We start from the raw sequence: 19,610 nt of genomic DNA, 5'->3' as shown, positions 1-19,610 counted from the left end.
CGCAGTTCTACTTCCGTACAACTGACGTGACCGGCACCGTTCAGCTGGCAGAAGGCACCGAGATGGTCATGCCCGGCGACAACGTATCCTTCGGCGTTGAGCTGATCGCACCGATCGCCATGGAAAACGGTCTGCGCTTCGCGATCCGCGAAGGTGGCCGCACTGTCGGCGCGGGCGTCGTTTCCAAAATCACTGAGTGATTTTGAAACGGACCCGGTGGGCGGCAGTCGCTCCGCAGGAGCGATGAGAGCCCTCCCCCTGGCCTGACCGGGGACCACGGTTCAGATATTCGAAAGGCCGCAGCTTTTGCTGCGGCCTTTTGCTTTGGCGGGAGAGGGGCGTTTGGCGTGCGCGTGATACTGGGGGAGACGGCGCGTTTTCCGGTTGTGATTCAACGCTGACGGGGTGCGCGGTCACGCCGGGGCGGCGTGACTTTGCGCACTGGTTCTAAAAACACGGGGGTTTTTAGAACCCTCTTGCCACTTGCTTTGATTCCCCCTATAGGACGCGCATCGAACCGGGGTGCGTTAGACGCGCCCCGTTTGATTTATTACCAAGGCGCGAAGAGGGGGCCGGATGAGCCTGCTTCCTCCAATCCGTTAGAATCCCAAAACAAGGGATATGCATATGGCCGTTCAAAGCCAGAACATCCGCATTCGCCTGAAGGCGTTTGACTACCGGGTGCTCGATGCCTCCACTCAGGAAATCGTCAGCACCGCCAAGCGCACAGGCGCTTCGGTTCGCGGTCCCATTCCGCTGCCGAACAAGATCGAGAAATTCACCGTTCTGCGTGGTCCCCACGTCGACAAGAAATCCCGTGACCAGTTTGAAATCCGCACGCACAAGCGTCTGCTGGATATCATCGATCCGACCCCCCAGACCGTGGACGCGCTGATGAAGCTCGACCTCGCCGCTGGCGTGGACGTCGAGATCAAGCTGCAATCGTAAAGCCGGGAGGGTAATCATATGTTGCGCTCAGGCGTTATTGCAAAAAAAGTCGGCATGACCCGGCTGTTCATGGAAGACGGCAAGCAGATCCCTGTGACCGTGCTCCAGCTGGACAAGCTTCAGGTTGTCGCACAGCGCACCGCGGAACGTGACGGCTACACCGCCGTTCAGCTCGGTGCCGGTACGGCGAAAGCCAAACGCACAAGCCAAGCCATGCGTGGTCACTTCGCCGCGGCGAAAGTGGAACCCAAGCGCAAGCTGGCCGAATTCCGCGTCGACGCGGATGCGATGATCAACGTCGGTGAGGAAATCACCGCTGACCATTACTTCGCCGGTCAGTATGTTGACGTTGCAGGCACATCGATCGGTAAAGGTTTTGCCGGTGCGATGAAGCGTCACAACTTCGGCGGTCTGCGGGCGACACACGGTGTCTCCATCAGCCACCGTTCGCACGGCTCCACCGGCCAGTGTCAGGACCCCGGCAAGGTTTTCAAAGGTAAGAAAATGGCCGGTCACATGGGTGCTGCCCGTGTCACCACGCAGAACCTCGAAGTCGTCAAGACCGACAGCGCGCGTGGCCTGATCATGGTCAAAGGCGCCGTTCCCGGTTCCAAGGGTGGCTGGGTCACCGTCAAGGACGCGGTCAAAAAGCCGTTCCCCGCAGACGCGATTCTGCCCGCCGCTCTGAAATCTGCCGCTGACGAAGCCGCGAAAGCCGCCGAAGAGGCCGCCGCCGCAGCCGCCGCAGAGGCAGAAGCCGAAGCCAAGCGTTTGGCCGAAGAGCAAGCCGCACAGGAAGCTGAAGCGCTGAAAGCCGCAGAAGCCGAAATCGCAGCTGAAGGTTCGGATGCCGACAATTCCGATGCCGACGCTGACAAGAAAGAAGGTGACGCATGAAACTCGATGTCATCAAACTCGACGGTGGCAAAGCCGGGTCCGTAGACCTGGACGAAGCCCTGTTCGGCCTGGAGCCGCGTGCCGACATCCTGCACCGCGTCGTGCGCTGGCAGCGTAACAACGCGCAGCAGGGGACGCACAAGGTCAAGACCCGGTCCGAGACCAGCTACTCGACCAAGAAGATCTATCGCCAGAAGGGCACCGGCGGCGCACGCCACGGTGACCGCAACGCGCCGATCTTCCGCAAGGGTGGTATCTACAAAGGTCCGACCCCGCGCAGCCACGGCCACGAGCTGACCAAGAAGTTCCGCAAGCTGGGCCTGCGCCACGCGCTGTCCGCCAAAGCAAAAGCCGGTTCGCTGGTCATCATCGACGAAGCAACTTCCGAGGGCAAAACCGCCGCTCTGGCCAAGCAGGTCTCGAACCTGGGCTGGAAACGCGCGCTGGTCATCGATGGCGCTTCGGTCAACGAGAACTTCGCACAGGCCGCGCGCAACATCGATGGGTTGGACATCCTGCCGTCGATGGGCGCAAACGTCTATGACATCCTCAAGCGTGACACTCTGGTGATCACCAAAGCGGGGATCGAAGCATTGGAGGCACGCCTGAAATGAGCGCCAAGCATCAACACTACGACGTGATCCGCAAGCCGGTCATCACCGAGAAGGCAACCATGGCGTCCGAACAGAACGCCGTCGTCTTCGAAGTCGCGATCGACAGCAACAAGCCGATGATCAAAGAGGCCGTCGAGGCGCTCTTCAACGTCAAGGTGAAGGCCGTGAACACGACCATCACCAAAGGCAAGGTCAAGCGTTTCCGGGGCCAAATGGGCCGCCGCAAAGACGTGAAAAAGGCCTATGTGACGCTCGAAGAGGGCAACACAATCGACGTCTCCACCGGACTGTAAGCCTTCGGTTTGGAATTTGGGAAAGGCTTCCGCGTTGCGGGGGCCTTTTTCGTTTGAGGTGGAACTGGGGGGCTGAATGCCGCCGGGCCCGGAATCTCAGCGGTGGATGAACCCTAAACCTCACAGGCCGTTTCCGGCCTAAATGCGGCAATGGGGGGCCAAAAAGCACCGTGGGCGTTGCTTGCTGCGCGCTTTCCTCTACAAGACCTCGGATAACGACAAAAAGCAGGTCCATGTCCCACGAAAAATCTACCTCTGGCGCGTCTGCGGACGTGTCGAACGCGCGCGACTGGGTGCGCGTGCTGGCCCGTTACCGCGAGCCGAGCACGTGGCGCAGCAGTTTTGAACTTGCGATCACGCTTGGCCCCTTCATTCTCCTGTGGGCGCTCGCTTGGTGGGCGCTCTCGATCAGCGGCTGGCTGACGCTTGCCATCTCGCTGGTGAACGCGGGCTTCTTGCTGCGGCTCTTCGCGATCCAGCATGATTGCGGCCATGCGGCCTTTTTCAGCAGCCGTCGCACAAGCGATTGGGTGGGCCGCGTGTTGGGGGTGCTGACGCTGACGCCCTATGATGTCTGGCGACGGACCCATTCGATCCACCATTCCTCGGCCGGGAACCTTGGCCGTCGCGGAATCGGCGACATCCATACACTCACCGTGGCGGAGTATCGCGCGCTTGGGCTGTTCGGGCGACTGCATTACCGCTTGTATCGGAACCCGATCGTGCTCTTTGGTCTTGGGCCGACCTATCTGTTTTTCGTGCAGAACCGCGTCCCGCTGGGGCTGATGGCGCAGACACGCTATTGGCTGAGCGCGATGGGCACCAACCTGACGATCCTCGTAGCACTTGCAGTGATCTTCTATTTCGGGGGGATCATGCCCATTCTGCTCATCTTCGTGCCCAGCACCCTGTTGGCGGCGACGGCGGGGATGTGGTTGTTCTATGTGCAGCATCAGTTCGAGACGACCCATTGGGAAGAGAACGACGCTTGGGACCTGCACGATGCGGCGTTCCACGGCTCGTCGCATTATATCCTGCCCCGTCCGCTGCAATGGCTGAGCGCGAATATCGGCATTCACCATGTGCACCATCTTTACAGCCGCATTCCGTTCTATCGTCTGCCAGAGGTGCTGCGGGATCATGTGGCCTTGGCCGAAGGTAATCGCATGACCATTCGCGAAAGCCTCGCCAACGCGCGGCTGCACCTTTGGGATGAGAAAAGCAAACGTCTGCTGTCCTTCGCGCAGGCACGTCGCGCCGCTTGAAGCGCTCGCTAATGATGAAAAAAGCCCCCGCCTTGGCGGGGGTTTTTGCGTTTTGAGGTCGTGATATTACTCATACGCGATCCTGCTGCCGCCGGGTTCAATCATGCGGCGACCCCTTAAAAGTTCCAAAAAAAAGAGCTCAATTTATTTGGAACAGAGCAGAAAGCTGCCGGTTGTCTCACCGTGGAAGACGGGGTGCTGCGCGCCTCACTTATCGTAAACGAACACGGGAGAGACCTAATGATCTATACCAAAACACTCATGGCTGGCGTATCCGCCGTTGCCCTTTTCGCGGCCGCTCCGGTTCTGGCGCAGGATGCGACAGAGAACGTCGAAGAGACCATCGAGCGCAATGCCGAAGTCGAAGCCGAGATGGAAGCCGAAGTCGAAGGTGGCGCAGCCGCGACCGCGAATGTTGCTGGCGGCCAAGTGGTTGTCGAGCAGGAAGACGCCGAAGTTGACGTGACCGTTCCCGAGCCCGATGTGAACGTCTCGCAGGACGCACCCGTTGTGACTGTTGAGCAGGGCCAGCCCGAAGTGAACGTCGCCGTTCCCGAGCCGACCGTTCGCGTGCAGCAGCAGGCTCCCATCATCACCGTTGAGCAGGCCCAGCCGCAGGTTACCGTGCGCATCCCCGAGCCCGTCGTAACCGTGCAGGTGCCTAAGCCACAGGTTGATGTCGACACCGGCGAGCCGATCGTTGACCTCGAGCAGCCCGAACCCGTCGTGAAGTTTGTGCGCCCCGAGCCGAAAGTAACCATCGAAGAAGCCGAGCCGCGCGTGACCGTTGAGCAGGCCGAAGCCGATGTAAACGTGGCTGAATCCGAAGAAGCCCGCGTCGACGTTGAGCAGCAAGAAGCCAACGTGAACGTGCAGCAGGGCGAAGACGCGAATGTCGTCGTCGAAGAAGCCGAAGCGCCGCAGGTTAACGTTGAAGGTGCCGAAGGCGCCGAGATCGACGTCGAGCAAGAGCAAGCGCGTGTCTTGATGGAAGACTTCAACGCCGACGAGCAGGGCAATATGGCCGAAGAAGACCGTGCCCGCTATCAGGAGAACGTGCAGCGTCTGCCGATCTTCAACCTGACCGCAGAAGAACTGACCGGCCGTAGCGTTGCTACCGAAAACGGTGAAGATGTTGGCGAAATCGACTTCATCGGCGTCCGTGGTGACACCGTTGTTGCGATCATCGGCGTTGGTGGTTTCCTTGGTATGGGCGAAAACGAAGTCGCCATTCCGGTTGAAAAGCTGATCATGCGTGAAGACGAAGTCATCGTCCCCGGCGTGACCGAGGAGCGTCTGGAAAGCATGCCGGAATTCAACGAAGCCGAAGTTGAAATCCTCGACCCCGGTATGCGTCTGGCCGAGAGCGTTGGCCTTGACTAATACCCACCTTGGGTAACTGCTAAACCAATAGAAGAAGGCGCTTCGGCGCCTTCTTTTCTTTTCTGCGGGGCAGGGAGGAGGATTTTCGCCATGCCCACTGGACGGGCTGTTGCGAACCTGTTAGGTCGCCACATCGGCTCAGACCCCGGATTCGTCCGGGGTTTGGCTATTTGAACGATCCCGGTGGCTGGGATGCCTGCCTCGCAAGAGATTTAAACCCATCCACCACTCCCACAGGGGACCTTCGGGGCCCTATAACCAACGCGCTTTCATCTCGGTGCGAGCGTGCCTAGCAAACGGAAGACAGAGAACATGGCACTCAAGTCGTACAAACCGACGACGCCAGGCCAGCGTGGACTGGTACTGATCGACCGTTCGGAGCTGTGGAAAGGCCGCCCGGTCAAAGCCCTTACTCAGGGTCTGACCAAATCCGGTGGCCGGAACAACACCGGACGAATCACAATGCGTCGTACAGGTGGTGGTGCAAAGCGCCTCTACCGTATCGTTGATTTCAAGCGTAACAAGCTGGACATGTCCGCTGTTGTCGCGCGGATCGAATATGACCCCAACCGTACCGCCTTCATCGCACTGATCCAGTACGAAGACGGCGAGCAGGCCTACATCCTGGCCCCGCAGCGTTTGGCCATCGGCGACAAGATCATCGCCGGCGCCAAAGTGGACATCAAGCCCGGAAACGCGATGCCTTTCTCGGGCATGCCGATCGGTACGATCGTCCACAACATCGAGATGAAGCCCGGCAAAGGCGGTCAGATCGCCCGTGCCGCCGGCACCTACGCCCAGTTCGTGGGTCGTGACGGTGGCTACGCTCAGATCCGTCTGAGCTCTGGCGAGCTGCGTCTCGTGCGTCAGGAATGCATGGCCACCGTTGGTGCCGTCAGCAACCCCGACAACTCCAATCAGAACTACGGTAAAGCGGGCCGCATGCGTCACAAGGGCATCCGTCCCTCTGTGCGTGGTGTGGTGATGAACCCGATCGACCACCCGCACGGCGGTGGTGAAGGCCGGACCTCTGGTGGTCGTCACCCGGTTACTCCTTGGGGTAAGCCGACGAAGGGTGCCAAGACCCGCAACAAGAACAAAGCGTCCAGCAAGCTTATCATCCGCTCGCGTCACGCCAAGAAGAAGGGGCGTTAATCAATGGCTCGTTCAGTATGGAAAGGTCCTTTTGTCGACTCTTATGTCCTCAAAAAGGCAGAGGCTTCCCGCGAGGGCGGCCGCAACGAAGTGATCAAGATCTGGTCGCGCCGCAGCACGATCCTGCCCCAGTTCGTGGGTCTGACGTTCGGCGTCTACAACGGTCACAAGCACATTCCTGTCAACGTCAGCGAAGAAATGATCGGTCAGAAGTTCGGTGAATACTCCCCGACGCGGACCTACTACGGTCATGCCGCCGACAAAAAAGCGAAGCGGAAATAAGCCATGAGCAAGGATAAGAATCCCCGCCGCGTGGCAGACAACGAAGCAATGGCGAAACTGCGCATGCTTCGTACGAGCCCGCAGAAACTGAACCTGGTTGCTGCCCTCATCCGTGGCAAGTCCGTGGACAAGGCGCTGACCGACCTGACCTTCTCCAAGAAGCGGGTCGCGCAGGACGTGAAGAAATGCCTTCAGTCCGCCATCGCCAACGCGGAAAACAACCACAACCTGGACGTCGATGAGCTGATCGTGGCCGAGGCCTATGTCGGCAAGAACCTGACCATGAAGCGCGGTCGCCCGCGTGCCCGTGGCCGGTTCGGCAAGATCATCAAGCCGTTTGCCGAGATCACGATCAAAGTGCGTCAAGTTGAGGAGCAAGCCTGATGGGTAACAAAGTCAATCCGATCGGTATGCGCCTTCAGGTGAACCGCACCTGGGACAGCCGCTGGTACGCCGACACCAAGGATTACGGTGATCTTCTGCTCGAAGACCTCGCAATCCGCGACTTCATCAAGAAAGAGTGCCACCAGGCCGGTGTTGCCCGTGTGATCATCGAGCGTCCGCACAAGAAGTGCCGCGTCACGATCCACACAGCACGCCCCGGCGTCATCATCGGCAAGAAAGGCGCGGACATCGAGACGCTGCGCCAGAAGATTGCCAAGATGACCAACTCGGAACTGCACCTCAACATCGTTGAGGTCCGCAAGCCCGAGCTGGACGCACATCTGGTTGGTGAGAGCATTGCACAGCAGCTGGAGCGCCGGGTGTCTTTCCGCCGTGCCATGAAACGTGCCGTGCAGAACGCCATGCGCATGGGCGCACTGGGCATCCGCGTGAACCTCGCGGGTCGTCTGGGTGGTGCCGAAATCGCGCGTACCGAATGGTACCGCGAAGGTCGCGTGCCGCTGCACACATTGCGTGCCGACATCGATTACGCGCATGTCGAGGCGTCCACCGCCTACGGCATCATCGGGATCAAGACCTGGATCTTCAAAGGCGAGATCATGGAACACGACCCCGCCGCGCGTGACCGCAAGGCACAGGAACTCCAAGACGGCCCAGCACCTCGCGGTGCCGGCGGTCGTCGCTAAGGGGGAATGAGAAATGCTTCAACCAAAGCGTACTAAATTCCGCAAGCAGTTCAAAGGCTCGATCAAGGGTCTGGCGAAGGGCGGGTCTGACCTGAACTTCGGCACCTACGGCCTGAAGGCACTGCAGCCGGAGCGGGTTACCGCCCGCCAAATCGAAGCGGCACGCCGCGCCATGACGCGTCACATGAAGCGTCAGGGCCGTGTCTGGATCCGCATCTTCCCGGATGTTCCGGTAACCTCCAAGCCCGTCGAAGTTCGTATGGGTAAAGGTAAAGGTTCCGTCGACTTCTGGGCCGCCAAGGTCAAGCCGGGCCGCATCATGTTCGAGATCGACGGTGTCGGCGAAGACGTAGCGCGCGAAGCCCTGCGTCTGGCAGCCATGAAGCTGCCGATCAAGACCCGGGTCGTGGTCCGCGAGGACTGGTAAGCCCGAAGCCCCGCAAGGGGTGGCTGAGAGAAAAGAAACCCCCGTCGAGCGATCGGCGGGGGTTTTGCTTTGTCAGTCTTCGCGGTCCAGTGCGAGCCAGAGTTTCCCGCCCCGGTAGCCGCCTTTCACCAGATGGCCCGGGGTGCCGATCTCGGGGTGGGCCTCGCTCCAATCCCGGAACTGGTCCCTGCTGACGATCCGGCCGCGGTGATCGCGGGCCGCTTTCAAAATGTAGGGGTCGGCGGGCGTGCCTTTCGGGACGACCATCACGCGGCTTGCGGGCAGGTCGAGCTGGCTGCTCAACGCCTTGTCATGTTGATACCGGCCAATGAGGCGGTATCCCGCGTTGGCGTCGAAGACCACGCAAGGGGATTGTCCGCGCGCGCGGAGTTCGTCCACCACCTCGCGCACGGCGCGGATGTCAGGTGCTCCGGTTTTCCAGAACATGACGTTGGAGCCGTCGACGATGACCCAGTCTTTGCGCCCCCAGCGGAGTGATCGCAGGAGGAGGATCGCGCTGGCGATGACGCAGGGCAGGGCGATGAGCAGAAGGTCGCGGAATGTGGGGTACAGGAAGGCGGCGACCGTGGCGGCGGCTGAGGCGAGGAAGAGCAGGCGGAGAAACATGGCGACGCGAATGACCTTTTAAATGCGATCAACTGTCGGGCAAGTTTTCCATCAGGGCAAGAAGCATGTCATTGCCACCCCGGCCCGGACTCAGGCCGCAGGTGCCGAACCTCAGCTCTCCCAGTTGTAGTTAAAACTCACCGAAACCCGATCTTCCTCGATCATGTTCATCGGTACCTCGTGCCGCAGCCAGCTTTCCCACAGCAGCACGTCGCCCGCTTCGGGGGCCACATAGATGAAGGGCCGCAGCTCCTCGCGCGCGTCCTTCATCCGGCCCGGGGCGGCCATCATCATCGCCAGGCGCGGGTCTTCGAAGCGGATCGCGCTGGCGCCCTCGGGCATGGTCACATAGGTCGTGCCTGAAATCACCGAATGCGGGTGGATATGCGAGGTGTGGATGCCGCCCTCGGGCAGGATGTTCAGCCAAAGCGAGTCGAGCACCAACTTGCGGTCACCCAGATCGAACTGCAGATCCTCGACAAAGGCCGCAACATGTGCGTCCAGCACCTTCTTCAGATCCGCGAAGATCGGAAAGCGGTAGGGCAGGTCATCCAGCGAGGCATAAGAGGTGTAGCCCGCATAGCCGTTCTCCTCGCACCAGTCCTGACCGGCCTCATCATCCTCGGCAATCGAGAAGCAAGAGGCGGCCAGTTCATCGGTGTCGATGGGCTTGCCATGGTCCGACAGGGCGGCGTGATAGAGGCGGGTGGCGAAAAGCGATTTGATGTTTGACATGGTTCCTCCTTACGCCGAACATACCCCTATCGCCAGCCTATTTGCGCCAAAAGCGCGGATGCGGGCCAACGGGGGTTGCCATGTGCGACCTCAACGCGTATTGGCACCTTTCATCATGAACTCCACCAGAATCATGGTCACCCTGACAGGGGCCTACTGGTGATGTTGAAAGGAAGAGGCCGTGAAAGCCAGCGAACTGCACGACAAGACGCCGGACCAGCTCCGCGACGAACTTGTGAACCTGAAAAAAGAATCCTTCAACTTGCGTTTCCAGCAGGCCACCGGCCAGCTGGAGAACTCCGCACGTCTGAAGACTGTTAAGCGTGACGTGGCCCGTGTCCACACCGTGCTGAACCAGAAAGCCGCTGCTGCGGCAGCCGAATAATAGGAGCCTGAAACATGCCCAAGCGTATCCTTACAGGCACCGTGACATCGGACGCCAACGCACAAACAGTTTCCGTTTCCGTAGAGCGCCGCTTTACGCATCCGGTTCTGAAAAAGACCATCCGTAAGTCCAAAAAGTACCGGGCTCACGATGAGAACAACACGTTCAAGGTGGGCGACACTGTGCGCATCATCGAATGTGCCCCCAAGTCGAAAACCAAACGTTGGGAAGTTCTGACTTCGGACAAAGCCGAGGCCTGAGCCCCTTAAACGAAACCCTGGGATGAGGGCCGCATCGCCCCCCAGAAGGTCGGGAGAAACCAAATGATCCAGATGCAGACCAACCTGGATGTTGCTGACAACAGCGGCGCGCGCCGTGTTCAGTGCATCAAGGTCTTGGGTGGTTCCAAGCGTAAATACGCGTCCGTCGGCGACATCATCGTCGTGTCGGTCAAGGAAGCCATCCCGCGTGGTCGTGTGAAAAAGGGCGACGTCCGCAAGGCCGTCGTCGTTCGCACCGCCAAAGAAGTTCGTCGTGAAGATGGCACCGCCATCCGCTTCGACCGCAACGCCGCTGTTATCCTGAATAACAACAACGAGCCGGTCGGCACCCGTATCTTCGGGCCGGTCGTTCGTGAGCTGCGCGCGAAGAACTTCATGAAAATCATCTCGCTCGCTCCGGAGGTGCTGTAATCATGGCTGCTAAACTTCGCAAAGGTGACAAGGTCATCGTCCTGTCCGGCAAGGACAAAGGCAAGACGGGCACCATCTCGTCCGTTGACCCCAAGTCGAACAAGGCCATCGTTGACGGCGTGAAAATCGCCATCCGCGCCACGCGCCAGACACAGACATCTCAAGGCGGCCGCATCCCCAAAGCGATGCCGATCGACCTGAGCAACCTCGCACTGGTGGATGCCAATGGCAAAGCCACCCGCGTGGGTTTCAAAATCGAAGGCGACAAGAAAGTGCGCTTTGCCAAGACCACGGGGGACGTGATCGATGCTTGATACCGCAACCTACACACCCCGCCTTCAGGCCGAATACCGCGAGAAGATCCGCGCCGCCCTGAAAGAGGAATTCGGCTACAAGAACGACATGATGATCCCCAAGCTGGACAAGATCGTTCTGAACATCGGCTGCGGTGCCGAAGCCGTGCGCGACAGCAAGAAAGCCAAGTCGGCTCAGGAAGACCTGACCGCGATTGCAGGCCAGAAGGCTCTGACAACCGTGGCCAAGAAATCCATCGCTGGTTTCCGCGTGCGTGAGGACATGCCTTTGGGTGCGAAAGTGACCCTGCGTGGCGACCGTATGTACGAATTCCTCGATCGTCTGATCACGATCGCAATGCCCCGTATCCGCGACTTCCGCGGCATCTCGGGCAAGAGCTTCGACGGCCGTGGCAACTACGCCATGGGCTTGAAAGAGCATATCGTGTTTCCCGAAATCGACTTCGACAAAGTTGACGAGACTTGGGGTATGGACATCGTGATCGCCACCACGGCGAAAACCGACGCTGAAGCCAAGGCGCTGTTGAAAGCATTCAACATGCCCTTCAATTCATAAGCGCGGGAAGGATTAGAAATGGCTAAGAAATCCATGATTGAGCGCGAGAAGAAGCGCGAAGCACTGGTTAAGAAGTACGCTGACAAGCGCGCGGCTCTGAAAGAGATCGTGAGCGACGAAAGCAAACCGATGGAAGAGCGTTTCCGCGCTTCCCTGAAACTGGCGAAACTGCCGCGCAACAGCTCTGCTGTGCGTCTGCACAACCGTTGCCAGCTGACGGGCCGCCCCCACGCCTACTATCGTAAACTGAAAATTTCGCGGATCGCGCTGCGGGACCTTGGCTCTTCCGGCCAGATTCCCGGCATGGTCAAGTCGAGCTGGTAAGGAGCGCATCAGATGAACGATCCTATCGCAGATATGCTGACACGCATCCGTAACTCTTCGCTGCGCGGCAAATCCACCGTCATGACACCGGCTTCCAAGCTGCGTGCATGGGTTCTGGACGTGCTGGCCGACGAAGGCTACATCCGCGGCTATGAAAAAGTCACGGGCGCCGATGGCCACCCCGCCATCGAGATCAGCCTCAAGTACTACGAAGGCGAACCTGTTATTCGCGAGCTGAAGCGGGTTTCCAAGCCCGGTCGCCGCGTCTACATGTCCGTCAATGACATCCCCGTCGTCCGTCAGGGCCTCGGCGTGTCGATTGTCTCCACCTCCAAAGGTGTGATGTCGGACGCATCTGCACGGTCTGCCAATGTTGGCGGCGAAGTGCTCTGCACCGTATTCTAAGGAGAAGACAATGTCTCGTATCGGTAAGAAACCAGTCGCTATGCCTTCGGGTGTCTCGGCAGAGGTGAGCGGTCAGACCATCGAAGTGAAGGGCCCTAAGGGCACCCGCAGCTTCCGTGCCACTGATGACGTGAGCCTCGCGGTCGAAGACAACGCAATCACTGTGACTCCGCGCGGCAAGTCCAAGCGCGCCCGTCAGCAGTGGGGCATGTCCCGCACCATGATCGAAAACCTGGTGACCGGCGTCACCACGGGCTTCAAGAAAGAGCTTGAAATCCAGGGTGTTGGTTATCGTGCGGCCATGAACGGCAACACGCTGAAACTGAACCTCGGCCTCAGCCACGATGTCGACTACGTTGCGCCCGAGGGCGTGACCGTGACGGCACCCAAGCAGACCGAAATCGTTGTGGAAGGCATCGACGAACAGCTCGTTGGTCAGGTTGCCGCGAACATCCGCGCATGGCGCAAGCCCGAGCCCTATAAGGGCAAAGGCATCCGCTATAAGGGCGAGTTCATCTTCCGCAAAGAAGGCAAGAAGAAGTAAGGAACGGATTGATGGCAAATACCAAACGACAGCTGTTCCTGAAGCGCCGCATGCGCGTTCGGAACAAACTCCGCAAAGTCAACGCCGGGCGTCTTCGCCTGTCGGTACACCGTTCGTCCAAGAACATCTCGGCCCAGCTGATCGACGATGTGAACGGCGTGACACTGGCCTCCGCCTCCTCAATGGAGAAGGATCTGGGCGTGGTTGGCAAAAACAACATCGAAGCAGCGACCAAAGTCGGTGCCGCGATTGCCGAACGTGCCAAGAAAGCCGGCGTCGAAGAAGCATACTTCGACCGTGGCGGCTTCCTCTTCCACGGCAAGGTGAAGGCTCTGGCCGACGCCGCGCGTGAAGGCGGTTTGAAGATCTGATTGTGCGGTGCGTGGGCAACCACGCACCCGCTTTCATACGAAGGCTATGCCCCGTGCATAGCTCTCCTGCGAAGAGGGCCGGGAAGGCCCTCTCGATGATCCGGGGGCCATCGGCTCACCAGGATTGATCCTAAGGGCCGGTGAGGCCACAGAAAAAGGAAGATGCCAGATGGCAAGAGATGACAACCGTGGGGGCAACCGCCGCAACCAACGCGACGAGACCCCGGAATTCGCTGACCGTCTGGTCGCGATCAACCGCGTGTCCAAGACCGTTAAGGGTGGTAAGCGTTTCGGCTTTGCCGCACTCGTGGTCGTGGGCGATCAGAAAGGCCGCGTCGGCTTTGGTAAGGGTAAAGCGAAAGAAGTGCCCGAGGCCATCCGCAAGGCGACCGAGCAAGCCAAGCGTCAGATGATCCGCGTTCAACTGCGCGAAGGCCGTACCCTGCACCACGACATGCATGGTCGCCACGGCGCGGGCCGCGTCATCATGCGTACAGCACCTGAAGGTACCGGTATCATCGCCGGTGGTCCGATGCGTGCCGTGTTCGAGATGCTGGGCGTGAAAGACGTTGTGTCCAAATCGGTCGGTTCGCAGAACCCCTACAACATGATCCGCGCCACTTTGGACGGTCTGAAGAAAGAGCAATCGCCCCGTTCCGTCGCGCAGCGTCGCGGCAAGAAAGTGGCTGACATTCTGCCCAAGCGTGAAGACAACGTAGAGTCCTCCGCTCAAGTGGCTGAGGAGGCATAAGCATGGCCAAGACACTCGTAATCAAGCAGGTCGGTTCGCCGATCCGCCGCCCCGCCAAACAGCGCGCAACGCTGGTCGGCCTCGGCCTCAACAAAATGGGTCGCACTCGTGAGCTGGAAGATACACCTTCCGTGCGCGGCATGATCAACAAGGTCTCGCATATGGTCGAGATCGTTGAAGAGAAAGGCTGAAGCTAGGTTTCAGCGGTAGGGTGGAAGACCACCCTACGAAAGCGCCTCGCAGGAAACTGCGGGGCGTTTTGCGTTGTGGGGCAGCGGGCGTCGCTTCGTTGGGCCGCAGGCTCGGAATCCAGCCGAGGGCGCCGGGCCATCGCCTGCCCGCACCGGCAGGCTGGCGATTTGGTGGGGGTGGGCACGACCCTGATAAAGTACACTATCGCTGCGCCATGAAGTGGGTCGGATAGCCGTTAAGATCGCCACCCCACGGGCAGGCGCTGGCCCTCGTGGCTGCGCAAAAAGCGCTAGGCGCCATGCCCCCCTTGTCACGCCCCCCGCCATCCCCTATACGCCCCCGGTGGCCCGTGTTGGGTCGCAATGGAATCGCAACGCCGCGTTTGGCCACTCCCGTCGCTGGGGGCCATTTCCGGCATAAGGAGAAGCGACATGAAACTGCACGAACTTTCCGACAACGAAGGCGCAGCCAAGAAGCGTATGCGCGTTGGCCGTGGTCCCGGCTCTGGCAAGGGTAAAATGGGTGGCCGTGGTATCAAGGGTCAGAAATCCCGCTCGGGTGTGAGCATCAACGGCTACGAAGGCGGCCAGATGCCCATCTACCAGCGTCTGCCCAAGCGTGGCTTCAACAAGCCGAACCGCAAATCCTTCGCTGTCGTCAACCTGGGCCTGATCCAGAAATTCATCGACGCGAAGAAACTCGACGCCGGCAACACAATCGACGCCGCAGCGCTGGTCGCTTCCGGTCTGGTCCGTCGTGAGCTGGACGGTATCCGCGTTCTGGCCAAGGGTGACATCACCTCCAAGATCGACCTGAACGTCGCTGGCGCTTCTAAGCCCGCCATCGAGGCGGTCGAGAAGGCAGGCGGCAAGGTGACCGTGACCGCCCCCAAGGCGGCCGAGGCATCCGAGTAAAGCGGCCTTAAGGCTTGTGAGCGGCGCGCCAGCCGCTTACATAACCTCAAGTTTTCCCGAACGCCGCCCGCCGGAAAACGGCCCGGGCGGCGTTTTCGCAACAAGAGAAGAGACCCCTCATGGTATCTGCCGTCGAAAACATGGCCGCGAACACGAGCTGGTCCGCATTGGGCAAGGCAACAGACCTGCGCAACCGGATTCTGTTCACGCTCGGGCTGCTTATCGTTTACCGCCTTGGCACCTTCATTCCGGTTCCCGGCATCGACGGTGGCGCGCTGCGTGACTTTATGGAGAGCGCAGGCCAAGGCATCGGCGGCATGGTGTCGATGTTCACCGGCGGTGCGCTTGGCCGGATGGGTATCTTCGCTCTGGGCATCATGCCCTATATCTCGGCCTCGATCATCGTTCAGCTGCTGACCTCCATGGTGCCTGCGCTGGAACAGCTCAAGAAAGAGGGCGAGCAGGGGCGCAAGAAGATCAACCAGTATACACGCTACGGTACCGTGGCGCTGGCGACTTTGCAGTCCTATGGCCTTGCCGTGAGCCTTCAGGCCGGTGACATCGTGGCCGATGGCCAGATGGGTTTCGGCTTTATCGCGGCCTGTATGATTACCCTCGTGGGCGGCACCATGTTCCTGATGTGGCTGGGTGAGCAGATCACCGCACGCGGCATCGGCAACGGCATCTCGCTGATTATCTTCGTCGGCATCATTGCCGAGGTTCCTGCCGCCATCGCGCAGTTCTTCGCCTCGGGCCGTTCGGGTGCCATCAGCCCCGCCGTTATCGTTGGCGTGCTGGTCATGGTGATTGCGACGATCATGTTCGTGGTCTTCATGGAGCGCGCGCTGCGCAAGATCCACATTCAATACCCCCGCCGCCAAGTCGGCATGAAAATGTACGATGGCGGCACCAGCCACTTGCCGATCAAGGTGAACCCGGCGGGCGTGATCCCGGCGATCTTCGCCTCCTCGCTGCTGTTGCTGCCCGTCACTGTCAGCACCTTCTCGGGCAACTCCACCAGCCCGGTGATGTCTTGGCTCTTGGCGAACTTCGGCCCCGGTCAGCCGCTTTACCTGCTGTTCTTCGTGGGCATGATCGTTTTCTTCGCCTACTTCTACACCTTCAACGTCAGCTTCAAACCTGATGACGTGGCCGATAACCTGAAGAACCAGAACGGCTTCGTGCCCGGCATCCGCCCCGGCAAGCGCACCGCTGAGTATCTGGAGTATGTGGTCAACCGCATCCTCGTCCTCGGCTCGGCCTATCTGGCGGCGGTCTGTGTTCTGCCTGAGATTCTGCGCGGCCAGTTCGCGATCCCCTTCTATTTCGGCGGCACCTCGGTGCTGATCGTCGTCTCGGTCACCATGGACACGATCCAACAGGTTCAGAGCCATCTGCTGGCGCATCAGTATGAAGGTCTGCTTGAGAAGTCTCAGCTGCGCGGCAAGGGCGCGGGCAAAGGCAAAGGTACACGCAAGAAACGGAGCCCCGTACGTCGATGAATATTATCCTACTCGGGCCTCCGGGCGCAGGCAAAGGCACCCAAGCACGTCATCTGGTCGAGACCCGCAACATGGTTCAGCTGTCCACTGGCGACATGCTGCGTGAAGCCAAGGACAGCGGGACAGAGATGGGCAAGATCGTGGCCGACGTGATGGACCGCGGCGCGCTCGTCACCGATGAAATCGTCATCGGCCTGATCCGCGAAAAGCTGACCGACAAGGCCGAACATGGCGGCTTCATCTTCGACGGCTTCCCCCGTACGCTGGCGCAAGCCGATGCGCTGGCCGATTTGATGGCGCAAGAGGGCCAGACCCTCGACGCCGTGATCGAGATGAAGGTCGATGATGAGGCGCTGGTCGCCCGCATCACCGCGCGGTCCACCTGCGCAAGCTGCGGCGAGGTCTATAACGACCTGACCAAACCGATTCCCGAAGATGGCAAATGCACCAACTGTGGCGGGACCGAGTTCAAGCGCCGCGCAGACGACAATGAGGAAAGCCTCAAAACCCGTCTGATGGCCTATTACAAACAGACCTCTCCGCTGATCGGCTACTACTATGCCAAAGACATGCTCAGCGGCGTGAACGGTCTGGGCCAGATCGAAGAAGTGCGCGGCGCGATCGCGCAGGTTCTGGACAAGTGATTTCCCGGCGGCGCGGGGCAGGGGGCGCTGTCCTTTGCCTTCGCGCTGCCGATCAGCTATGAGGTTTTGTGCGGGCCTTGACGCCCTGCGCAAAACCTCATAGTCACCCCTATCTCGTAAGAGAATCAAATTGCGGCAAGGGTTCCGCCCAACCCCGCAAGATCACCTGATCAGCCTTAGCCCGATGGTCTTACCGCCTCGGGCTTGTGTTGTGAAAAAAGGGTCTGGAATCACGGACCCGCAACGAAAAGGAATAGCTAACGTGGCACGTATTGCCGGCGTAAACATCCCGACTGCAAAGCGGGTTCCCATCGCCCTCACCTATATCACCGGTATCGGCAGCTCCTCCGCCAAGGCCATCTGCGAAGCTGTCGGCATCGACGAGACCCGCCGGGTCAACGAACTGTCTGACGCCGAAGTTCTGGCCGTGCGTGAGCACATCGACGCCAACTACACCGTCGAAGGCGACCTGCGTCGTGACACGCAGATGAACATCAAGCGCCTGATGGACCTCGGCTGCTACCGTGGCCTGCGCCACCGTCGCAACCTGCCGGTTCGCGGCCAGCGTACCCATACCAACGCACGCACACGCAAAGGTCCCGCGAAGGCCATTGCTGGCAAGAAGAAATAAGGGAGGGTTCGATCAATGGCACGCGATAAGACACGCACCAAGCGTAAGGTCTCCAAGAACATCGCCGCAGGTGTGGCGCATGTGAACTCGAGCTTCAACAACACCAAGATCCTGATCTCGGATGTTCAAGGCAACGCAATTTCCTGGTCCTCCGCTGGCACCATGGGCTTCAAGGGTTCGCGCAAGTCGACACCCTACGCTGCCCAGATGGCCGCAGAAGATGCAGGCCGCAAAGCTCAGGATCACGGCGTCAAGACGCTGGAAGTCGAAGTTCAGGGCCCCGGTTCGGGTCGTGAATCCGCACTGCGCGCTCTGGCGGCTGCCGGTTTCAACATCACCTCGATCCGTGATGTGACCCCGATGGCCCACAACGGCTGCCGCCCGCCGAAGCGCCGCCGCGTTTAAGCCGGGACTGATTTACATGGGGTCGCGCCTTGCGTGCGGCCCCATACCGCTTTTCAGAAACCTCGAGCGTTTGTGTCATTTGGACATGAGGCACAAACAAGGATGGAGGGACGCATGATCCACAAGAATTGGGCTGAATTGATCAAGCCGCAACAGCTTGACGTCAAGCCGGGCAATGACCCGGCCCGTCAGGCGACCGTCATGGCCGAACCGCTGGAGCGGGGCTTTGGTCTGACCCTCGGCAACGCGCTGCGCCGCGTGTTGATGTCCTCGCTGCAGGGTGCGGCGATCACTTCCGTGCAGATCGACAACGTGCTGCACGAGTTCTCCTCCGTCGCCGGTGTGCGCGAAGACGTGACCGACATCATCCTGAACCTCAAAGGCGTCAGCCTGCGCATGGAAGTCGAAGGGCCGAAGCGCCTGTCGATCTCCGCCAAAGGTCCGGGCGTCGTCACCGCCGGTGACATCTCCGAATCTGCCGGTATCGAGATTCTGAACCGTGAGCATGTGATCTGCCACCTTGACGATGGTGCAGACGTCTACATGGAGCTGACCGTCAACACCGGCAAGGGCTATGTCTCTGCCGACAAGAACAAGCCCGAAGATGCGCCTATCGGTCTCATTCCGATCGACGCGATCTACTCGCCGGTCAAGAAGGTCTCCTATGACGTGCAGCCGACCCGTGAGGGGCAAGTGCTGGACTATGACAAGCTGACCATGAAAGTGGAAACAGACGGGTCCATCACGCCGGATGACGCCGTGGCCTTTGCCGCGCGTATCCTGCAGGACCAGCTGGGCATCTTCGTGAACTTCGACGAGCCTGAATCGGCGTCCCGTCAGGACGACGACGACGGTCTGGAGTTCAACCCGCTGCTGCTCAAAAAGGTCGACGAGCTGGAGCTTTCGGTCCGTTCGGCAAACTGCCTGAAGAACGACAACATCGTCTACATCGGCGACCTGATTCAGAAGACCGAAGCGGAGATGCTGCGCACGCCGAACTTCGGCCGCAAGTCCTTGAACGAGATCAAGGAAGTGCTGTCGGGCATGGGCCTGCACCTTGGCATGGACGTCGAAGACTGGCCGCCAGAAAACATCGAAGACCTCGCCAAGAAGTTCGAGGATTCGTTCTAAGATACGGGCGCCGGAAACTTTCAAAGTTTCCGGCACCGATTTCTTTCAAAGAAATCGGGACCCCGTGAAGACCGGGCGCAAGCCCCAAGGAGAGCCCGTGACACGCATCGCGGGCCAGACAAAGCAAAACCG

Annotated in this window: 30 protein-coding genes and 1 pseudogene; 29 read left to right on the top strand and 2 right to left on the bottom strand. The window is 59.9% G+C overall.

The window, feature by feature from the left end:
- The 12 genes and pseudogenes from tuf to rplP form a co-directional block, all read left to right on the top strand.
- A pseudogene (tuf, locus tag HKX24_RS16975) lies at nucleotides 1–200 on the top strand (elongation factor Tu); the annotation flags it as partial.
- Nucleotides 201–627: 427 nt separating this feature from the next.
- The gene (gene rpsJ, locus HKX24_RS16970) at nucleotides 628–948 is read left to right on the top strand and encodes a 30S ribosomal protein S10 (RefSeq protein WP_067267998.1); all 321 of its coding nucleotides are present in this window, start codon (nucleotides 628–630) and stop codon (nucleotides 946–948) included.
- An 18-nt stretch (nucleotides 949–966) separates the two neighbouring features.
- The gene (rplC, locus tag HKX24_RS16965; RefSeq protein WP_271692965.1) at nucleotides 967–1,845 is read left to right on the top strand and encodes a 50S ribosomal protein L3; all 879 of its coding nucleotides are present in this window, start codon (nucleotides 967–969) and stop codon (nucleotides 1,843–1,845) included.
- Nucleotides 1,842–2,459 carry a 50S ribosomal protein L4 gene (rplD, locus tag HKX24_RS16960; protein WP_067267960.1) on the top strand — a complete coding sequence of 206 codons (618 nt, stop codon included), beginning with the start codon at nucleotides 1,842–1,844 and terminating at the stop codon, nucleotides 2,457–2,459. Before rplC ends, rplD begins: the two co-directional genes overlap by 4 nt.
- On the top strand, nucleotides 2,456–2,752 hold the full coding sequence (locus HKX24_RS16955; RefSeq protein WP_067267962.1) for a 50S ribosomal protein L23: 297 nt from the start codon (nucleotides 2,456–2,458) through the stop codon (nucleotides 2,750–2,752). The genes rplD and HKX24_RS16955 overlap by 4 nt, the downstream gene beginning before the upstream one ends.
- A gap of 233 nt (nucleotides 2,753–2,985) precedes the next feature.
- The gene (locus HKX24_RS16950) at nucleotides 2,986–4,017 is read left to right on the top strand and encodes a fatty acid desaturase (protein ID WP_271692966.1); all 1,032 of its coding nucleotides are present in this window, start codon (nucleotides 2,986–2,988) and stop codon (nucleotides 4,015–4,017) included.
- 240 nt (nucleotides 4,018–4,257) lie between these two features.
- Entirely contained in the window at nucleotides 4,258–5,400 is a 1,143-nt protein-coding gene (locus tag HKX24_RS16945) for a PRC-barrel domain-containing protein (RefSeq protein WP_271692967.1), read from the top strand.
- A gap of 312 nt (nucleotides 5,401–5,712) precedes the next feature.
- A complete protein-coding gene (gene rplB, locus HKX24_RS16940) occupies nucleotides 5,713–6,555 on the top strand; it encodes a 50S ribosomal protein L2 (RefSeq protein WP_067267965.1) in 843 nt (280 codons plus the stop codon).
- Nucleotides 6,556–6,558: 3 nt separating this feature from the next.
- Nucleotides 6,559–6,837, top strand: a complete 279-nt coding sequence (gene rpsS, locus HKX24_RS16935) for a 30S ribosomal protein S19 (protein WP_067267967.1) — start codon at nucleotides 6,559–6,561, stop codon at nucleotides 6,835–6,837.
- A gap of 3 nt (nucleotides 6,838–6,840) precedes the next feature.
- Entirely contained in the window at nucleotides 6,841–7,221 is a 381-nt protein-coding gene (gene rplV / locus HKX24_RS16930) for a 50S ribosomal protein L22 (RefSeq protein WP_067267968.1), read from the top strand.
- The gene (rpsC, locus tag HKX24_RS16925; RefSeq protein WP_067267970.1) at nucleotides 7,221–7,928 is read left to right on the top strand and encodes a 30S ribosomal protein S3; all 708 of its coding nucleotides are present in this window, start codon (nucleotides 7,221–7,223) and stop codon (nucleotides 7,926–7,928) included. Before rplV ends, rpsC begins: the two co-directional genes overlap by 1 nt.
- A gap of 13 nt (nucleotides 7,929–7,941) precedes the next feature.
- Nucleotides 7,942–8,355, top strand: a complete 414-nt coding sequence (rplP, locus tag HKX24_RS16920; RefSeq protein WP_007118841.1) for a 50S ribosomal protein L16 — start codon at nucleotides 7,942–7,944, stop codon at nucleotides 8,353–8,355.
- Nucleotides 8,356–8,427: 72 nt separating this feature from the next.
- On the opposite strand, the gene HKX24_RS16915 is transcribed toward rplP, so the two are convergent.
- On the bottom strand, nucleotides 8,428–8,982 hold the full coding sequence (locus HKX24_RS16915) for a hypothetical protein (protein WP_271692968.1): 555 nt from the start codon (nucleotides 8,980–8,982) through the stop codon (nucleotides 8,428–8,430).
- 111 nt (nucleotides 8,983–9,093) lie between these two features.
- Complete coding sequence (locus HKX24_RS16910; RefSeq protein WP_271692969.1) at nucleotides 9,094–9,717, bottom strand: TIGR02466 family protein; 624 nt, start codon at nucleotides 9,715–9,717, stop codon at nucleotides 9,094–9,096.
- A 181-nt stretch (nucleotides 9,718–9,898) separates the two neighbouring features.
- Between HKX24_RS16910 and rpmC the strand changes: the two genes are divergently transcribed.
- The 17 genes from rpmC (at nucleotide 9,899) to HKX24_RS16825 (ending at nucleotide 19,478) form a co-directional block, all read left to right on the top strand.
- The gene (rpmC, locus tag HKX24_RS16905) at nucleotides 9,899–10,102 is read left to right on the top strand and encodes a 50S ribosomal protein L29 (RefSeq protein ID WP_209218384.1); all 204 of its coding nucleotides are present in this window, start codon (nucleotides 9,899–9,901) and stop codon (nucleotides 10,100–10,102) included.
- Between the two features lie 14 nt (nucleotides 10,103–10,116).
- Nucleotides 10,117–10,362, top strand: a complete 246-nt coding sequence (gene rpsQ, locus HKX24_RS16900; RefSeq protein ID WP_067267977.1) for a 30S ribosomal protein S17 — start codon at nucleotides 10,117–10,119, stop codon at nucleotides 10,360–10,362.
- A gap of 63 nt (nucleotides 10,363–10,425) precedes the next feature.
- Nucleotides 10,426–10,794 carry a 50S ribosomal protein L14 gene (rplN, locus tag HKX24_RS16895; protein WP_005621870.1) on the top strand — a complete coding sequence of 123 codons (369 nt, stop codon included), beginning with the start codon at nucleotides 10,426–10,428 and terminating at the stop codon, nucleotides 10,792–10,794.
- Between the two features lie 2 nt (nucleotides 10,795–10,796).
- A complete protein-coding gene (gene rplX, locus HKX24_RS16890; protein WP_067267981.1) occupies nucleotides 10,797–11,108 on the top strand; it encodes a 50S ribosomal protein L24 in 312 nt (103 codons plus the stop codon).
- The gene (rplE, locus tag HKX24_RS16885) at nucleotides 11,101–11,664 is read left to right on the top strand and encodes a 50S ribosomal protein L5 (RefSeq protein ID WP_209218383.1); all 564 of its coding nucleotides are present in this window, start codon (nucleotides 11,101–11,103) and stop codon (nucleotides 11,662–11,664) included. The genes rplX and rplE overlap by 8 nt, the downstream gene beginning before the upstream one ends.
- 18 nt (nucleotides 11,665–11,682) lie before the next feature.
- On the top strand, nucleotides 11,683–11,988 hold the full coding sequence (gene rpsN / locus HKX24_RS16880; protein ID WP_136720403.1) for a 30S ribosomal protein S14: 306 nt from the start codon (nucleotides 11,683–11,685) through the stop codon (nucleotides 11,986–11,988).
- 12 nt (nucleotides 11,989–12,000) lie between these two features.
- The gene (gene rpsH, locus HKX24_RS16875; RefSeq protein WP_271692970.1) at nucleotides 12,001–12,393 is read left to right on the top strand and encodes a 30S ribosomal protein S8; all 393 of its coding nucleotides are present in this window, start codon (nucleotides 12,001–12,003) and stop codon (nucleotides 12,391–12,393) included.
- 10 nt (nucleotides 12,394–12,403) lie between these two features.
- Nucleotides 12,404–12,937, top strand: a complete 534-nt coding sequence (gene rplF / locus HKX24_RS16870; protein ID WP_067267988.1) for a 50S ribosomal protein L6 — start codon at nucleotides 12,404–12,406, stop codon at nucleotides 12,935–12,937.
- 11 nt (nucleotides 12,938–12,948) lie between these two features.
- A complete protein-coding gene (gene rplR, locus HKX24_RS16865; RefSeq protein WP_271692971.1) occupies nucleotides 12,949–13,308 on the top strand; it encodes a 50S ribosomal protein L18 in 360 nt (119 codons plus the stop codon).
- Between the two features lie 169 nt (nucleotides 13,309–13,477).
- Nucleotides 13,478–14,059: a 30S ribosomal protein S5 gene (gene rpsE, locus HKX24_RS16860; RefSeq protein ID WP_067267992.1), complete on the top strand. Its 582-nt coding sequence runs from the start codon at nucleotides 13,478–13,480 to the stop codon at nucleotides 14,057–14,059.
- A gap of 2 nt (nucleotides 14,060–14,061) precedes the next feature.
- On the top strand, nucleotides 14,062–14,250 hold the full coding sequence (rpmD, locus tag HKX24_RS16855; RefSeq protein ID WP_067267994.1) for a 50S ribosomal protein L30: 189 nt from the start codon (nucleotides 14,062–14,064) through the stop codon (nucleotides 14,248–14,250).
- Nucleotides 14,251–14,682: 432 nt separating this feature from the next.
- The gene (rplO, locus tag HKX24_RS16850; RefSeq protein WP_271692972.1) at nucleotides 14,683–15,165 is read left to right on the top strand and encodes a 50S ribosomal protein L15; all 483 of its coding nucleotides are present in this window, start codon (nucleotides 14,683–14,685) and stop codon (nucleotides 15,163–15,165) included.
- 119 nt (nucleotides 15,166–15,284) lie between these two features.
- On the top strand, nucleotides 15,285–16,667 hold the full coding sequence (secY, locus tag HKX24_RS16845; protein WP_271692973.1) for a preprotein translocase subunit SecY: 1,383 nt from the start codon (nucleotides 15,285–15,287) through the stop codon (nucleotides 16,665–16,667).
- A complete protein-coding gene (locus HKX24_RS16840) occupies nucleotides 16,664–17,311 on the top strand; it encodes an adenylate kinase (protein WP_271688297.1) in 648 nt (215 codons plus the stop codon). The genes secY and HKX24_RS16840 overlap by 4 nt, the downstream gene beginning before the upstream one ends.
- Nucleotides 17,312–17,573: 262 nt before the next feature.
- On the top strand, nucleotides 17,574–17,942 hold the full coding sequence (gene rpsM, locus HKX24_RS16835; RefSeq protein ID WP_067263150.1) for a 30S ribosomal protein S13: 369 nt from the start codon (nucleotides 17,574–17,576) through the stop codon (nucleotides 17,940–17,942).
- A 15-nt stretch (nucleotides 17,943–17,957) separates the two neighbouring features.
- The gene (rpsK, locus tag HKX24_RS16830) at nucleotides 17,958–18,347 is read left to right on the top strand and encodes a 30S ribosomal protein S11 (protein ID WP_067263152.1); all 390 of its coding nucleotides are present in this window, start codon (nucleotides 17,958–17,960) and stop codon (nucleotides 18,345–18,347) included.
- A 114-nt stretch (nucleotides 18,348–18,461) separates the two neighbouring features.
- The gene (locus tag HKX24_RS16825; RefSeq protein WP_007118862.1) at nucleotides 18,462–19,478 is read left to right on the top strand and encodes a DNA-directed RNA polymerase subunit alpha; all 1,017 of its coding nucleotides are present in this window, start codon (nucleotides 18,462–18,464) and stop codon (nucleotides 19,476–19,478) included.
- The last annotated feature ends 132 nt before the right edge of the window (nucleotides 19,479–19,610 follow it).

The organism is Sulfitobacter sp. M85 (assembly GCF_029285915.1).
Lineage (GTDB): Bacteria > Pseudomonadota > Alphaproteobacteria > Rhodobacterales > Rhodobacteraceae > Sulfitobacter > Sulfitobacter faviae.
Note: the sequence above shows the minus strand (reverse complement) of the source record. Positions and strands in the feature narration are given on the sequence as shown.

Coding starts and splice junctions, on each gene's coding strand:
- rpsJ (WP_067267998.1), top strand. CDS start 628: ATGGCCGTTCAAAGCCAGAACATCCGCATTCGCCTGAAGGCGTTTGAC.
- rplC (WP_271692965.1), top strand. CDS start 967: ATGTTGCGCTCAGGCGTTATTGCAAAAAAAGTCGGCATGACCCGGCTG.
- rplD (WP_067267960.1), top strand. CDS start 1,842: ATGAAACTCGATGTCATCAAACTCGACGGTGGCAAAGCCGGGTCCGTA.
- HKX24_RS16955 (WP_067267962.1), top strand. CDS start 2,456: ATGAGCGCCAAGCATCAACACTACGACGTGATCCGCAAGCCGGTCATC.
- HKX24_RS16950 (WP_271692966.1), top strand. CDS start 2,986: ATGTCCCACGAAAAATCTACCTCTGGCGCGTCTGCGGACGTGTCGAAC.
- HKX24_RS16945 (WP_271692967.1), top strand. CDS start 4,258: ATGATCTATACCAAAACACTCATGGCTGGCGTATCCGCCGTTGCCCTT.
- rplB (WP_067267965.1), top strand. CDS start 5,713: ATGGCACTCAAGTCGTACAAACCGACGACGCCAGGCCAGCGTGGACTG.
- rpsS (WP_067267967.1), top strand. CDS start 6,559: ATGGCTCGTTCAGTATGGAAAGGTCCTTTTGTCGACTCTTATGTCCTC.
- rplV (WP_067267968.1), top strand. CDS start 6,841: ATGAGCAAGGATAAGAATCCCCGCCGCGTGGCAGACAACGAAGCAATG.
- rpsC (WP_067267970.1), top strand. CDS start 7,221: ATGGGTAACAAAGTCAATCCGATCGGTATGCGCCTTCAGGTGAACCGC.
- rplP (WP_007118841.1), top strand. CDS start 7,942: ATGCTTCAACCAAAGCGTACTAAATTCCGCAAGCAGTTCAAAGGCTCG.
- HKX24_RS16915 (WP_271692968.1), bottom strand. CDS start 8,982: ATGTTTCTCCGCCTGCTCTTCCTCGCCTCAGCCGCCGCCACGGTCGCC.
- HKX24_RS16910 (WP_271692969.1), bottom strand. CDS start 9,717: ATGTCAAACATCAAATCGCTTTTCGCCACCCGCCTCTATCACGCCGCC.
- rpsQ (WP_067267977.1), top strand. CDS start 10,117: ATGCCCAAGCGTATCCTTACAGGCACCGTGACATCGGACGCCAACGCA.
- rplN (WP_005621870.1), top strand. CDS start 10,426: ATGATCCAGATGCAGACCAACCTGGATGTTGCTGACAACAGCGGCGCG.
- rplX (WP_067267981.1), top strand. CDS start 10,797: ATGGCTGCTAAACTTCGCAAAGGTGACAAGGTCATCGTCCTGTCCGGC.
- rplE (WP_209218383.1), top strand. CDS start 11,101: ATGCTTGATACCGCAACCTACACACCCCGCCTTCAGGCCGAATACCGC.
- rpsN (WP_136720403.1), top strand. CDS start 11,683: ATGGCTAAGAAATCCATGATTGAGCGCGAGAAGAAGCGCGAAGCACTG.
- rpsH (WP_271692970.1), top strand. CDS start 12,001: ATGAACGATCCTATCGCAGATATGCTGACACGCATCCGTAACTCTTCG.
- rplF (WP_067267988.1), top strand. CDS start 12,404: ATGTCTCGTATCGGTAAGAAACCAGTCGCTATGCCTTCGGGTGTCTCG.
- rplR (WP_271692971.1), top strand. CDS start 12,949: ATGGCAAATACCAAACGACAGCTGTTCCTGAAGCGCCGCATGCGCGTT.
- rpsE (WP_067267992.1), top strand. CDS start 13,478: ATGGCAAGAGATGACAACCGTGGGGGCAACCGCCGCAACCAACGCGAC.
- rpmD (WP_067267994.1), top strand. CDS start 14,062: ATGGCCAAGACACTCGTAATCAAGCAGGTCGGTTCGCCGATCCGCCGC.
- rplO (WP_271692972.1), top strand. CDS start 14,683: ATGAAACTGCACGAACTTTCCGACAACGAAGGCGCAGCCAAGAAGCGT.
- secY (WP_271692973.1), top strand. CDS start 15,285: ATGGTATCTGCCGTCGAAAACATGGCCGCGAACACGAGCTGGTCCGCA.
- HKX24_RS16840 (WP_271688297.1), top strand. CDS start 16,664: ATGAATATTATCCTACTCGGGCCTCCGGGCGCAGGCAAAGGCACCCAA.
- rpsK (WP_067263152.1), top strand. CDS start 17,958: ATGGCACGCGATAAGACACGCACCAAGCGTAAGGTCTCCAAGAACATC.
- HKX24_RS16825 (WP_007118862.1), top strand. CDS start 18,462: ATGATCCACAAGAATTGGGCTGAATTGATCAAGCCGCAACAGCTTGAC.